This window comes from Pseudomonas sp. LABIM340 (genome assembly GCF_040017195.2).
Taxonomy (GTDB): domain Bacteria; phylum Pseudomonadota; class Gammaproteobacteria; order Pseudomonadales; family Pseudomonadaceae; genus Pseudomonas.
Genome location: NZ_CM200227.1, coordinates 1,588,805 through 1,603,214 on the forward strand (window position 1 = coordinate 1,588,805; position 14,410 = coordinate 1,603,214).

The window sequence follows — 14,410 nt, forward strand, 5'->3', positions numbered from 1 at the left end:
TCGTCAGTCTTGGAAACATGGTTAGTGCGCCTTATTCATCGTTGCTCGGATAATTCCATTGACTCTCAGTATCCATCGCACGCGCCAGCCTGGAGGTAGCCTCAGCGCTTCACGTTGGATGGCAAGCATCGAGACCTCGTGAGGGCGGCTCGACCCAGGCGTTCGGACGGTGCTCCCATCCCTCCAGTGATATCTGACTGTTGCAGAGACGGGGGCATGCAGGAGCTCGTGGAACTGCGGGTTGGTGATAGAAGGTGTGAGACATCCGAAGTGCGCCAGTCCCGACTTCACACGACTGCAAACCGCAACTTGATCGCGTGGGACCGGTCTCGGCAGCTCAGTCGGCCTGAAGGTGCCCAGTTCTACAGGATGAGGATCCTGCTGCCCGGGCGATAGCAGGTGCGACGTAAGGTCTACCTTGACTATCTGTCGTCGGTGTTCGAGGTAGCCTTGGACGTCCAAGAACACTAAGTCGGTAGCAGAAGGGAGGAAGCGGGAAAAATCTCCTGAGGCAATGGCTTCGATTAGGCTAGCGACGAGCTGCCGTCCATCTGGCGGTTCGATGAGGGATTCTGGGTTGTGGATGCGCAGCGCAGCTTCAATCTTGACTAACTGCTCGATCGACGCAGGTCCGAAGAGCGCGATGTTGAATGCAAACCGAAGCCTTGCAGCCCAACGATCCGGAATGACATTTTCATTCGCGTTGAATCTTGCTGCTGCCAACGACTCCAGTTGCTGAACGTCGTCGAACGGGTGTTGCCCACACAACTCTCTGAGAGCCGATGCGATCCTCATCCGAGCTGCCTCGTCCAAAATCCCAAAGCTCTGCAGTATCCTCCAGGCAGTAGCCAAGCTTGAATGGACATGGTCAGCGCGGAAGGTATCTTCCGGCTGGACGATTGGGCTCTCACTTCTCAGTGTCTTGGCTCGAAGAGTCTTGACTGCGTCCGCGGCCGAAGTAACGCCTTTGGAGCTGGCGCGGTCAGCTATTCGTAGAAGCGTTGCATATCTGCTTGCGTGTGCGCATCCCTGTACTACTTCGCTAATGTCGATGAAGCGAAGGATACGCTCCCAGAGGGCTGCTGCGTTCTCATGCGAAAGAACGTCCAGGGCTGCCGCTGCAATATCAGCGCGGTTGCCGCTCTCCATAGAAAAGGCGAGGGGGACTAACTTCTCCATCCATGCGTCATCACTTCGCAGGAGCCAGAGCACCATTGCCGCGGCTGAGTCTCGTTGCTCCCAGTTCGGATGATCGAGTGCCCAAAGGAGGAGTTCCAATAGGGCGTCTGACGCCGTCGCAGACGTTGTCGCACCGAGATAGGAGAATGTGTCCGACGGCGCAGCACCCACCATCTCGCGGATATGGTCGGTCGCCACTGAAAGCAGTTGTGTCCGCTGGGTGGCGTCGAGTTTCGGGCCGATAAGCTCCATGAGCTGGTAGGCGACTGACCAACTCTGGGCGTGCTGTTCACGTAGGGCTAACGGCCCGTAGAGGCGCGCCAGTTCATCTGCCGAGCGGACGTTATCTTGGATGAGGAGGTCCGCCATCTTGGCGGGATGGCCCTTTGACCAAATAGACCAGCCGCCGTCTTGCACTGCCCTCAGGGCTGACATTGCATGCTCGACTGCCGCCGACGTGTTCCGGCGCTTCAGGCGCTTGCGTGCCTCTTCCATAGATTGCTCAGCGGCTCGCACCGAAGCACTCGTGCCAAAGGTGCCTCGCATCACCGCTAGGTCCTCCGGGCTCTCCTCTTCTGCTGGGTTTGCGGTGGCTTCCGTCTTGGACTCAGCGGCCGCTTGGGTCTTGGTTGGACTTGGGCCCATGGGTATTCCGGACCTGCGGCTCAATTTTTCGAGGTCGTCCGGTTCGAAGGCATCGCGATAGCGCTCGAACAACGCCGAGAAGCTACCACGTGTGGTGTCTGGCAACGCCTCGTTCAAGCAGCTAAGAAGCATCCACGCTCGTTGGTCGTTCATCGCTTGCACGATGCTGCTGATTCGTTTTACGGCCCATTCCAAGTCGACGGAGCTAGGTGCAATTTCCTGAATAAGCTTTGCGTAGGCCCGACCCCAGTCCCTGAGATATCGTTCGTCTCCATGCTGGTAGACCTCCAAAAGCGCCCACCGGATCCGCCAATCTGCAGCGGTGCCCATATGCTCAAGCAGACTCAGTAGGGATGCCTGCTCCTCCAGGGCTCCACCCGGGAAACGCATGCCAACGAGTGGGGCGACGCGGTCTAGGCCACCGTGCGACGCCTGTGCGCGCATCTCGTCAATGCTGCCGCAGGCCTGATGCTTGAAGTAGCGCACGGCGTCCGAGTACATGCCGCGCCGGCTCAACTCGCCTATGAAGGTTGCTTTTTCCGATCGGACATACCGCTGGAACGTCATCTCTCCGCTAGCGTGCTCTAGGTATGCAGCAATTTTCGCAAGCGCCGCAGGGGCGACCTCCGCAGTGGCGGGAAGTACCTCAAGCGTCTTAGACATGACGGCGAACTGGTCCTCTTTGTACCAACCGGGGCCCATCGAGACTGCGAGGACAGTCTGGTACGTTTGAAGGGCCTCTTCTTCCGATTTCATCCGAGCAAGTAGTGGAACTATGGACAAGAGTTCGGGAACAAGCTCATGCCTGTTCTCCACGTTGTCCCGGATGTAGTTCCTCCAACGGATCAACAAGTCGAACACCCTATCGGCGACATCTTCGGATACTTCGGTGTTGACGAGCCTCGGCACAACAGCCTGCATCACGTGTCGGAAGCCTTCGTTGTAAAGGCCGAGTTGCCCGTCGAAGGAGTCCTCAAGGATGGCAAGAAGGTCTGTAAGCGCTTCTGGCATGCAGTCGAGGTAAAGATTCGCCAAGTAGCCGTAGAGAAGCGGCACGATGTTCTCGGGGATGAAGTACGCCCCCTGCCAAGAAATTCGTGAAGCGAGGTCAAGCTGCAGACAAGGGAGCAGGTCCTCTTTCAGATATGTGCGCGCATCTGCAAGTGCCGAGTCATCGCTGGATGCACTGGCATGACGTGCCTTTGCGTCCACCCAGGCAACCGATGCGGCGAGCGTTTCAAGGTTGTCCTCCCAGTCGTAGGCCAGCAGAGCTTCTGGGGCGGGTTGGTATTCGTCTCGCCCCAGAAAGTACGCCGCTCTCAGCCGGCCGTAAGCTTCAAAAAAAACCGCGTTGTCGGCGAGGGAGCGATGTTGTGTGAACAAGGGGAGGGCGCCTGCCCCCCACTCTAACCCGCTAGCGTAGGTCTCGACCAAGCTCGGGCTTGCGCCTGTCTCGATCAACAGGTCGACAAAGTCAAACTGCTTATCCTCCGCATCTAGGGATGCGTCGAGCTTGCTGCTAATGTCCTCAAGCAGCATGCCGACCTTGTCTCTTGGAAGTCGAATCTTGTAGCTCTGCGCATGGTTGTAGGCATGGCCGAGTATTGAAAGGAGCGAAAGTACCTGGGACTTGTTGGGTACGCCAGGAGGCAGGGGAATCTGAGCGAGAGGCTTGTAGGATTGGACTACGCACAAACTCGTGCCAAGCATGTTGCCGATCAGGTTTCCGAGGATGCGCTGACCATTCTGCGGCGAAATCTTGTTCCTCGGGGCGGTCACGAGACCCACCACATACTCAAGAAAGTCTGCAGTTGGAGGTTCGGCTCCAGCCAGATCGGCTAGAACCCAGGCCTGCAGTCTTATAACAGTTGCGTTCAGAAAATCGCCTATCTTTACACCATTGCGTGTGAGGGTTGGCTGCAGGAGGCTATCGACCTTCTGAAGAACCTCAATTGCTTCTTGTGTGTGGCCAGCTTCGATGAGCAGTCTGACGATGGAGAATGCCGAGCTGTGCTCCACGATGAGGTTCCCATAGCGGAGGATGTGGCGCAGTGCTTGGTGAGTCTTCCCGAGCGCGATGAGCGCCTCTGCAGCGAGGCTTGCCGACTGCGCAAAAAGCGTGTCGTATCGAAATTTGAGTCGCTGCGAAAGAAGCAGCAAACGAATAATCTCGGTCGCAGTTGCTAGGCGAGTAGCAGCCTCAAGCGAGTCCTCAATGTCGCCAAGCAGTACGTCTGGCTCAGCTCCAAGCAAAACGGATTGGTCTACCCATTGTTGCTGACAGCCCTCTATTGCGGCCAGCTGTCTTGTCCTGTCGGCAAGAAGGCCGTGGAAAACTCTGTTGAGCTCTCCGTAATTCCCGCTATCAGGAAGCTGGCAGTAGTCGGCGAGTCGACCTTGTACCCAAACGCTCTGGGCTGACGTCTTGTGAACTACGAAGTCAGAGAACGAAGAGTGGTAGACCTCGGTGGTGTCTGGTGCCGTCAGCAGATGCCGGATGCGTGAAATGGTCGGAACGAAGGCAGCCGATTCAGGGGGTGTCAGCATGACCGGCAGGTCAGAGGTCGGGATCCCCCAACGCAGCCGTGCAATGATCCCAAGCAGATTGACAGCATCTGCATCCGTCAGAAGCTGCGCCCAAATGGTCTCGTAGTAGTCCTCGATTGCTCCGCTGAACGGCGGCAGCGATTCAAGGTCGTCCTCACTGGCACCACCATTGACGATGTCGACGAGATAGCGGAGGTACAGCGGGTGGCCCTTCGCCCTCTCACAAAGGGCGGCGACCAGCGTCGGTGATACCTTGTCCTGGTCTAGCATCGAAGTGCAGAGGCTGTACTGGATGCTGTCATCTAAGGCAGGCAGGGTCAGGCGGTGCACGGGTTGGAAAATGGGAGCGAGCTTGCCTGCGATGGCATCCAGTCCAGCTCCCACAATCACGACTCGCAGTCCTTGCGGAATGGTTGTCGGTAAGAGCCCGATGAAGCGTTGCAGAGCGTCACCACCGATGGTTGCAGCCTCATTCACGCCATCTATGAACAACACTCCAACCTTGCCGTCGTTTGCGCAGTGTTGAGCCAACGATTGGAGTGTCTGGTGCGTAGTCTGGACGAGCTGAGCATAGGTCGCTTGCGACAGCCGAGCCGGTCGGCCAGTGGCCAGTACCGACAGCAGCGATGTCAACCAATCAACGAATACCTCCGGTTGCGCCTGGAGGGCTGCTGTCGAGCCTCGACTGCGCTCGGAGAAGGCGTAGACACCCAGGACTTCGATGTCATTGGAGTCCGGCCTGAAGCTCTTGCAGTAGGTCGACTTGCCGATGCCATGGGCACCGTCCAAAAACAGGTACCCGCCACCTGTCTTAGAGAGGCTTGATTCAAATGTCTCGTCGAATGTGGGGCGCTCGGCAAATGGGGACGTGTCGTCCTCGGATGCACCTTCATTTGGGATGAGGTTGTTGTCGGAAAGGAAGCCGCGCAGAGCCGCCATGCTCACGGCTCCAAGAGAGTTGTCGACGCTCACGCGTAGCAAGCCTTGGCAGCCATCTGCAGTCATGAGCGCGGCACCGGACATGCCGCGGTAGTCCGACAGTGCTGTCTCTGCGCTTACCGACAGGTCGAGATCGATGCCATTGGCTAGCTCGCTCAATGCCTGCTGTACCGTTCCATCAAGAACTTGGCCTATCTGCAGCTTGGCAACAGGGTATCCGAAGGCGTTCCATCGTGTGCCTGGTCGAGGTGCGGAGACCGCAAGTGGCAGAGGTGCGGCGTCAGTAGATGCTGGAAGCCGTAGCACGCAAACGTCGAGGTCCGCGTCAAAGACCTCCAGTTTTGCCTTGTGCTTGACGGCAGATGGGCCGGCGCCAAAGCTGACTTCAACGTCCGTTCCTACGGTGACCGCCTCACCGAGACAATGGTAGGCCGACAAGATCTGGTCGACCGAAATGAGCCAGCCTGTGCCTGCTTCGCTAGTGCCTAAGACTTGGCAGGTTGCCTGCTTCACTTCACCTTCTGTCATTGTTCGTCTCCCTAGACATGGATCCAGCCGTCTTGAACGACTTCCACGTTGAACTTGGCGCCAGACCTTGACGCGTGTGCCCGAAGGCGAGTCGATGCAGGGGTCTCGTAGTTGACGTAAATCGTTCGCTCAAACGTCGCAGGCCTGTCGACGATTTCGGCGAGCACTTCAAAGTCTGGGTGGTTGTGCGCCGACCCATTCGACGAGACCAGGAAAACAGGAGCGTCAATGAGCGACAGGAGATCCACGCTTGTGTTGTGAATGCTGCCGTGATGGGACACCTTGATGGCGTCGAACATCTGTAGAGCATCGCCCTTGTGTATACGTTTGAGCTCTGCAGCAACGTCCTGAGCCCAAGCATCGCCGAGGAAAAGCAGTCGCTTACCTTCCGCCACGATGACGGCGGCGATGGAGCTGCCATTGGTAGGTGATACGTCAGGGACGTACAGTTCAGCGAGCCTCTTGGACCCTCCGGCCGAGATGGTCTTGACCGTCGCCGGCATTGGTTCGCGAGTGGCCGCGCATAGCATCTCGTAGGCGTCTTCCACCAGGGCATCGACCGCTGCCCCGCCTCTGTAGGAGAGCTTTCGCATCTGTGCAAGCCACCAAGAGCGCAATTCCTGCAGTCTGGTAACCGGCGGCCCGATCAACTGGATCTGAACGCCTTTTGGCAAGGCATGCGTCGGCCGCCCGCTGGTCATGCACGTGGTGCCATCACCAGAGTTCCAGAGGTAGCCTTGTTCCTTGAGAAGCTTTGCTAGCGAGCTTCCTTGCTTAGCGCTGATGGGGTTGACCACCGGCCCTGGGGGCGATGGCAGGAGAAATCCTCGCCTCTGTACCGCCTCCAAAAGCTGGCGGTCTGACAAGGTGTCGGGAGCGCCGGGCGTTGATGGTAGCGATCTGAGGCTGTTGTGCCAGACCTCTTTGACCTCAATGATGCTTCGAGCTCCTTGAGGGCCGTTCGAAGAGAAGAACTCGAGAAGTCCGCCGATGTGGTCTTTGTCAATGTGTGTGCAGATGAGCAAATCTAGCGCGTCACCGGCGCGGGCCACCTGTCGAAGGTCGTCCAGAATGTAGTCGGTGAAGGTGCTCGCGTAGCCTGCGTCTATAAGGATGTGCGTGCTTGAGGCTTGGATGAGAAAGGCATCGCCGTTTTTTGCAGCGTACATCTTCAGTTTTGGCATGGCTGTTTTGGCCTTAGTGGAAGTCGCACGCTAGACCTGACCTGCTGTGCGTTCTCAGCCGAGCTAACCATAGCGCTAGAGGATTTGCATCAACACGGCATTCGTGCGCCTGAAATTCTCGCGCAGGTCTCGAAGCTAGTGGGCCCACTTTGCGCCATCGAGGAGATTGCTGCGCATGGCGCATGGCGCATGGGGCATGGGGCATGGGGCATGGGGAAAAGGGGGCAGATTTATTTATTAGCTGATTGTCCGTATATGGACTCCCCCTCATTGCAAGCTCCCGTCACTTTGGCGCCCGTGCCGACTGCACACGTATATCCGGCCTCTGATTTCGGCATCGTCTTCTGATGCTGGGCCATGATGGGCTATTCGCGCGCGGGCTCCCAATCGCTTCTACGTGCTTCTCGCACATGGACACTTGAGGGTTTTTCTCGCGCCGGTTCGACCGGTTTGCCATCGTTCAGGTTGCTTCGCAATCGTGGGTGACGGTCACTCTGTTATGCAGTGGTTGGTTCATGGGTCAGGCCGCAGCCCGTTCCGGCTGGTAGTCAGTCCCATTGCGCAGCATCGCCCAGGCCAGGCGCGCGGTTTTGTTAGCCAGCGCGATGGCTGCCACGTTGGTGTGCGATCGTTCAGCCAAACGGACGACCCATTGGCTCAGCCGGTCATCCTTGGATGGGGCTGACATCCTGTTCACCAGGGGGACATGGGTAACGAGCAAGAGTTCGGCTTATCGATGGCTGGCACCAAACGTTGGTACGGCGTAACGATGGATCACTTCATGGAGTGGGCAGAGCGAGCGGGCATACCGAAATCTCCGATCCTCTTTAACCTGCGCCATGCAATGAGCGCAGCGCGATCCTTATGGCCTCAGGCTTTAGAAGAGAGCCCTATGCCGGGCTCTCACAAGGAAGCCCTTCATGCTCACTGGTAAGCGCTGCAGTCTGATTTCAGAATCTAAGCGTACTCGACAGCCATCTCTGGCTGCCGAGCACTGGTGACGCCTGCGGTTACTGGCTCAGGCCGCCAAGGGCGACGTACTTGATCTCTAGGTAGTCTTCTACGCCGTACTTGGAGCCTTCGCGGCCGAGGCCGGAGGTTTTCACGCCGCCAAAGGGAGCAACCTCAGTAGAGATCATGCCTTCGTTCACACCCACCATACCGAACTCGAGGCTGTCGACGACGCGGAAGATCCTGCCCACATCGCGTGCGAAGACATACGCGGCCAGGCCGAACGGGGTGTCGTTTGCCATGGAGATCGCCTCTTCCTCGGACTCGAAGCGGAACAAGGGCGCTACTGGCCCGAAGGTTTCGTCGCTGAAGATAAGCGCTTCGTTCGGGACATTAGTGAGAACGGTCGGTTCGAAGTAGCTTCCGCCTAACGTGTGTCGTTTACCGCCGGTTGCTACCTGAGCGCCTTTCTCTACCGCGTCGGCAATGTGCTCTTCGACTTTCTTGACCGCCTCATCATTGATCAGCGGTCCAAGAACTACGCCTTCGTCCATGCCGTTGCCAACCTTCAGAGCCGCGGTGGCCTCTGCGAGCTTCTGCGCGAACGTGTCGTAGATACCCGACTGAACCAGCATCCGGTTGGCAGCGACGCAGGCCTGTCCGGTGTTGCGGTACTTGGCTGCAATGGCACCCTTTACAGCCGCGTCCACATCAGCATCATCGAAGACAATGAACGGGGCGTTGCCACCCAGTTCCATGCTGGTCTTCTTGATGGTCGGTGCACATTGGGCCAGAAGCTGAGCACCTACTTCGGTCGAGCCGGTGAACGAGAGCTTGCGTACGGTCGGGTTGGAAGTCAGCTCGCCGCCGATTGCTCGAGCGGAACCGGTCACGACGTTGCAGACGCCTGCAGGCAGCCCTGCTCGCTCCGCCAGTACCGCTAGTGCCAGTGCAGATAGAGGTGTTTGGCTTGCAGGCTTGATCACGCCGGCGCAACCCACAGCCCAACCCGGGCCGGCTTTTCGGGTGATCATTGCAGAGGGGAAGTTCCAAGGAGTGATAGCTGCGAACACTCCGATCGGCGCCTTCTGCACGAGGATCTGACGGCCTTCCACGTTATGCGGAATGATGTCGCCGTAAACGCGCTTTGCCTCCTCAGCGAACCACTCGATGAAGCCTGCGGCGTAGATGATCTCGCCGCGCGACTCAACTAAGGGCTTGCCCTGTTCGGCAGTCATGATCTTCGCCAGATCATCGATGTTTTCCAGCATCAGATCGAAAAGCTTGCGCAGAACTTTGGAACGCTCCTTAGGCAGCGTTTTGCGCCAGCCTTTCATTGCGCGCTCTGCGGCAGCTACCGCACGCTGCGTTTCGCGCATACCACCATTGGGAACACGAGCCACCAGTTCTCCGGTAGCGGGGTTGCGGACCTCGATGGTCTGACCATTGTCGGCTTGAACCCATTGGCCATCAATCAGCATGGCCTCACGGAGCAGATCCGGGTCTTTCAACTGCAGGGTATTTGTACTGGACATGGCTGGCCTCAAACAGGATTACGGCCGACGAAGAAGGCTTCGTCTGCGTCGCGGGTGGGGTTGAGGCCCGCGGCCTCGAGACCTTTGCGGAGAACCGCCATGTCTTTCTGGAATACACGCTGAGTCGGGTGAGGCATCGGGCCGCCGTTGTAGCCCTGGAGCCAACCCTGGTACTTCCACATCATGCGGTTCAACAGGCCGTTCGCTGCCATCGGGAGGCTACCGAAAGCTTTACGAGCAGGGTCCATCTTGTACCAAAGCTGGGTGGCTTCATCGTAGTTGCCAGCGCGGATCAGCTTGTGGATTTGGGGCAGGAGCGGGCCGTAGTAGGCGGAGTAGTTGGTCCCGCAGAACGGAATGTCCATGACCTGGGCCAGGGGCACGTACTCATATTCCAGAGGGGAAGAAATAACGACTTCCTCATGGAACTCACGATGCACCTCAATTGCGGACATGATGTAGGGCAGTCCGCCCTCTGCCTTAATAGCTACAACGTTCGGAATCTCGTCGACCATGCGACGCAAGACCGAGACTGGGATGTCGGCTGGATGGAGGCGGCTGAAGCCCCAAGCCGGCAGCGGGAAGATGATCACGCCAAGATTGGTCGCGTCACAGACTGCCTTGGTGTACTGGAAGACCTCCTCGTAATCCTTCGGGTAGAAGTAGGGCGGATAACCCAGGAGCACGAGGTCAGCACCGGCCGCTTCGGCACGCTTTACAGCTTCGATGTTGTCTTCGAGGGTGTTGAATACCGCTTGGTGAACAATGACCATGCGGCCTGCAGCTTGATCGGCCATGATCTGGCAGAACTCGAAGTACTGGTCTTGAGTAATCGCAACCTCAGAGCAGGACAGGGTACCCACGAAGCCGTGCTGGAGCGCAAGTTCGACGTCATGGCGCACAGCCTTTTCATTGATGCGCTTGAAGTCGGAGGTCATGGTCGGAATGGTGACGTTGGCCACGCCGAGTAGGTGTTCACGTGCCCACTCACGGGCGTCCTTTTTGTTGTAATTGGCCATGTTCAGTTTCCTCTGTGGATTGTTCTATCTGGACAAAAAGCTCGTTTAGCTTTTGGTTTCGAATTCGATGGGGAGCGGGGTCGCAAGGCCAGCTTCGATTGCCTTGGTGAGGATCAGCTCAGCGACGACTATGTCTTGCAGGCCGCCGCCGACGGACTTGAACATCGGGGCGCGAGCTTTCACCAGGGCATCTGCGCAGGCGCCGCTCATGAGATCGGCCAGGCTGAATGCCTTGTTGTGGAATTCAATACCCGCTGCCTTGGCAGCCAGCATGTCGCCAGTCTCCTCGAGTACTTCTTCCAGCGTGTCGCAGATGATGATGTCGCTGCGCTCAACAACCGAGACGTCAATTTCGCGCTGCTCAGGAATGGTTGAGCCAATCGAGACAACAGTTGCACCGGGCTTCAGCCATTCGGCAAAGAGAATCGGCTCCTCACCACGAGAGCGTGCAGCGGTCAGCACGATGTCTGCGCCTTCCACTGCCTCTTTGGCAGATGCGACACCTCTGGCGGGAACGCCGGTATCCGCAGTCACCGCTTCGGCGAAGGCCGCGCGACGATCAGGTGTCGGGCTGAACACGTTGACTTCGGTGAGCTCGCGAACACTTGCGAACGCGCGGGTGTGCATCGCTGCTTCCAGGCCGCTACCAAGTACTGCCAGGCGCGCAGGGTTCTTGGGGGCCAGCCGATCCAATGCTGCGGCCGATGTGGAGGCGGTGCGGTAGCCCGTCACCAGGTTACCGTCGACGAAGGCAGCAATCCGGTTGGTGGTCCGATCAAACAGGACAATGACGTATTCGATACCAGGAGGCGCGTCGCCACCCATGTTCGAACCCATCAGTTTGGCGCCGTAGTAACGGCTGCCAGGCGGAATTGCGGGCAAGTTGCGCAGCCAGGTTTTTTCAAGCACCGCTACCGTGCGAGGCGGAGTCGCCTTTGCGGGGATGGAGTGGGCGTACGCCTTTTGGAGAGCGGCAATTGCATCTTTCCAGCGAAAGACAGCCCGTGCAGTGTCACTGGAGATGAAGACGGGGTTCTGGAGATTGGCAGTCATATGGTTGATTCCAAAAAGCAGCGGTTATGGGTTGAGCGCGAGTAGGGCGCCCTGTTTCAGCGTCAGTGCTTTACAGGACGCCTCCGACAAACCAGCTCCCTAAGTCTGCAGCCAGACAGCTTGCCTTGTGTGGCTGTAGATGGCTCCAAGTCGGGTGATCTTCTCGACGTACATGACAGCTCAGCGAGCTCCATGCTTGTGGTTCAAAACAGGTGCTAGCGATGCCATAAACGACACGGAGCGTATCTAAAATATTTCTTTCAAGCAAGGCTCATTCAGCCAATCCATTGGTACTTATCAGTGAGGTGTCTGGTGGTGGTTGCACTTGTGAAACGATACGTATAGTTTGGTATCGGCAAAACAAGACACCCATCGGGAGAAAGACATGAAGCTAGGTCGGTTTGTGGTTGAAGGGCTGGACGGTCCGGTACAGCGTATTTGCATGGTTCTGCCGGAGCAGAATCGGGTTATCGACCTGCGTGCTGCTGAAGCTCTGCGTCTTCAAGCACGAGGCGCGACTCGCGAAGCAGCGCTTCGTTATGCATCCACTGTTTTCCCTGAGAGCATGTCCGCTGCGATCGCCCTGGGGCAGCAGTTCTTGGACACTGCTGTTGAGGCTGCTGAGAAGTTCGGTGCTGACGCGTCGCTAGCTATGGATGGCGTTAAGTGGGGCGCAGCCTGCGATCCCTCGGTTGTGCGCGATGGCCTTACCTTCACCAAGCACATACGCCAGTTCCACGAGCGGATGAATGTCACTCCGCAACCTGCTCTGCTCGAGATTCCCGGCTACTTCAAGGGTTCGCCTTGGACTGTGATTGGCCATGAGGCCGAAGTGCCATGGCCTGCTCGCGGGCAACGTATCGATTACGAGCTGGAGCTCGGTTGGGTTGTCGGCAATCGCGCCAACAACATCACTCCGGACCAGGCTCTCTCGCATCTCTTCGGTGTAACCATCTTCAACGACTTCAGCGCACGCGATCTGCAGGCCAACGAGTTCGCAATCGGCATGGGCCCAACCAAGAGCAAGGACTTCGCTTACGGTATCGGCCCGTGGATCACCACAATCGATGAATTCGCCGACCTGAATGCCATTAAGATGTCCGTTCGCGTAAATGGCGAGACTTGGGGTGAAGGCGATTCGTCAGAGATGCTGTGGACTGTTGAGGAACTGATCGCTTACGTCTCGATCGGCGATCACATTCAGCCTGGCGATGTCATCGGTTCTGGGACCATGGGCAATGGGTCCGCACTCGAAATTGGTCGTAGCCTGAACCCGGGCGACGTCGTCGAACTGGATGTGGCAGGTGTCGGGGTGCTTCGCAACCGCATTGGGCAGCGTCCGGAAGAGTCGTGGTGGCCTGAGCGTCGTAAGCCGTTCATGTGAGCACTTGGCCGGCTGTGATTAAATTCTGCCTTTGTACCCTTTGAACTGAAGATTTGAAGGGCTACACGATCAGTTCTGACTGGCTTTGTCTGCGGCTGACTGATGGGGCGGAAGCCGGTACCTGGCTGTAGATCAGTCTGCGGCAAAGTACCGGCACCAGTCGGCATGAAGCGCACAAGTGACTAGCTCCGAACGGCCCAGTGCCATGTCCGGATGACTACACCTGCTTTAGCAGTTACCACCCGCCACAGAAGCGGAGAGGAGACAAGAAATGAATGCAATTAAACGCGTCCTGATCGTGGGCAGCGGAATCGGTGGCGCTACAGCAGCTTTTGCGCTTCGTAAGGTAGGTGTCGATGTTCACTGTATCGACATCAAGCCCGAGACCCCGGTTGCCGGCTCAGGGATTTGTATGCTTCACAATGCCATGCGGGCCCTGACCGGTCTCGGCCTCGCAGAGCCCTGCCTAGATAACGGATATCGATTCGACAAATTTCGCCAGTTCAACTCTGCAGGGGAGCTTCTGGTCACCAATCCTGCTCCTCCAAGCTGCGGGATTCGTCGGCCGGAGCTGGCTCGCATTCTGGAGTCTGCGGCTGAAGGGGCGGGCGCAATCCTAGACCGAGGACTTACTGTTGAGAGCCTGGTAAATCGTGAGGAGGGCGTCGACGTTCGCTTCTCTGACGGCCGAGAGGCAACCTACGATTTGGTTATCGCAGCTGATGGGGTCTACTCAAAGCTTCGCGAACAGGTGTTTGGTACCGATTGCAGCCCCCGGTTTGCTGGCCAAAGCGTATGGCGCTTTAACGCGCCTCGTCCTGCCGAGATTGATGCCTTCTGTCTTTATCGGACACCTACTGGACACACGGTGGGGTCGTTCCCGACTTCCCAGGATAGCTGCTACATTTTCTATCTTGAGAACAGCAAAGAGCCCCTTCGGATTCCGGAAGGTGAGGCTCATTTCATGATTCGTGAGCGTCTGGAAGAATATACCGCCCCCGCAATTCGCGAATCCCTTGAGTTGGTCACTGATGCCAAGCAGGTCATTTTCCGTCCTCTGGATATCACATTGGTACCGGCACCATGGCACCGCCAGCGCGTTGTTTTACTCGGTGATGCTGCACACGCGCCCACACCCCACATGACGTCCGGTGGCGGTATGGCGATCGAAGATGCTGTAGTCCTTGCTGAATGCATCGCCGCAACCTCCACAGCAAAAGCTGCTCTTGAGTTGTACTCAAATCGTCGGTACGAACGGTGCAAGACGATTTGCGATGCATCGCTTCAGCTATGCAGGTTTGAGCAGGAAGGTGCGCTTGCTAACCGAGATAAGTCTGCAGCTCTGCTTCTTCAGACTTACCACTATCTCGGTAACCCTATCTAAAACTTGGCTATTCAGGAATAGACCCTTGATTCACTTCTAATGGTGAATCAAGGGTGGCTGCA

The 14,410-nt window shown here is 57.5% G+C and carries 7 protein-coding genes and 1 pseudogene; 2 read left to right on the forward strand and 6 right to left on the reverse strand.

Annotation, left to right across the window (positions count from 1 at the left end; translation table 11 throughout):
- Nucleotides 1-21: 21 nt before the first annotated feature.
- The 6 genes and pseudogenes from avs1b to ABKS89_RS07530 all read right to left on the reverse strand — a co-directional run bounded on the left by avs1b (nucleotide 22) and on the right by ABKS89_RS07530 (nucleotide 11,580).
- Nucleotides 22-5,838 carry an AVAST type 1 anti-phage system protease Avs1b gene (gene avs1b, locus ABKS89_RS07505; RefSeq protein ID WP_348587834.1) on the reverse strand — a complete coding sequence of 1,939 codons (5,817 nt, stop codon included), beginning with the start codon at nucleotides 5,836-5,838 and terminating at the stop codon, nucleotides 22-24.
- 11 nt (nucleotides 5,839-5,849) lie between these two features.
- Entirely contained in the window at nucleotides 5,850-7,022 is a 1,173-nt protein-coding gene (avs1a, locus tag ABKS89_RS07510) for an AVAST type 1 anti-phage system MBL fold metallo-hydrolase Avs1a (protein WP_348587833.1), read from the reverse strand.
- A gap of 520 nt (nucleotides 7,023-7,542) precedes the next feature.
- Nucleotides 7,543-7,707, reverse strand: a pseudogene (locus ABKS89_RS07515) (IS110 family transposase); the annotation flags it as partial.
- Between the two features lie 325 nt (nucleotides 7,708-8,032).
- Nucleotides 8,033-9,490 carry an NAD-dependent succinate-semialdehyde dehydrogenase gene (locus ABKS89_RS07520; RefSeq protein WP_348588172.1) on the reverse strand — a complete coding sequence of 486 codons (1,458 nt, stop codon included), beginning with the start codon at nucleotides 9,488-9,490 and terminating at the stop codon, nucleotides 8,033-8,035.
- Nucleotides 9,491-9,516: 26 nt separating this feature from the next.
- Nucleotides 9,517-10,527, reverse strand: a complete 1,011-nt coding sequence (locus tag ABKS89_RS07525) for a dihydrodipicolinate synthase family protein (RefSeq protein ID WP_348587832.1) — start codon at nucleotides 10,525-10,527, stop codon at nucleotides 9,517-9,519.
- Between the two features lie 45 nt (nucleotides 10,528-10,572).
- Nucleotides 10,573-11,580, reverse strand: a complete 1,008-nt coding sequence (locus ABKS89_RS07530; protein ID WP_348587831.1) for an ornithine cyclodeaminase family protein — start codon at nucleotides 11,578-11,580, stop codon at nucleotides 10,573-10,575.
- Between the two features lie 385 nt (nucleotides 11,581-11,965).
- On the opposite strand from ABKS89_RS07530, the gene ABKS89_RS07535 reads away from it, so the two are divergent.
- Together ABKS89_RS07535 and ABKS89_RS07540 are read left to right on the forward strand one after the other, a co-directional pair.
- Nucleotides 11,966-12,964, forward strand: coding sequence for a fumarylacetoacetate hydrolase family protein (locus ABKS89_RS07535; protein WP_348587830.1), 999 nt, complete (start codon nucleotides 11,966-11,968; stop codon nucleotides 12,962-12,964).
- A 271-nt stretch (nucleotides 12,965-13,235) separates the two neighbouring features.
- Nucleotides 13,236-14,348: an FAD-dependent oxidoreductase gene (locus ABKS89_RS07540; RefSeq protein WP_348587829.1), complete on the forward strand. Its 1,113-nt coding sequence runs from the start codon at nucleotides 13,236-13,238 to the stop codon at nucleotides 14,346-14,348.
- Nucleotides 14,349-14,410 lie beyond the last annotated feature (62 nt).

Bases quoted from the DNA above. Each gene is read 5' to 3' on its own strand.
- avs1b (WP_348587834.1), bottom strand. From the start codon at position 5,838: ATGACAGAAGGTGAAGTGAAGCAGGCAACCTGCCAAGTCTTAGGCACT.
- ABKS89_RS07525 (WP_348587832.1), bottom strand. From the start codon at position 10,527: ATGGCCAATTACAACAAAAAGGACGCCCGTGAGTGGGCACGTGAACAC.
- avs1a (WP_348587833.1), bottom strand. From the start codon at position 7,022: ATGCCAAAACTGAAGATGTACGCTGCAAAAAACGGCGATGCCTTTCTC.
- ABKS89_RS07530 (WP_348587831.1), bottom strand. From the start codon at position 11,580: ATGACTGCCAATCTCCAGAACCCCGTCTTCATCTCCAGTGACACTGCA.
- ABKS89_RS07535 (WP_348587830.1), top strand. From the start codon at position 11,966: ATGAAGCTAGGTCGGTTTGTGGTTGAAGGGCTGGACGGTCCGGTACAG.
- ABKS89_RS07540 (WP_348587829.1), top strand. From the start codon at position 13,236: ATGAATGCAATTAAACGCGTCCTGATCGTGGGCAGCGGAATCGGTGGC.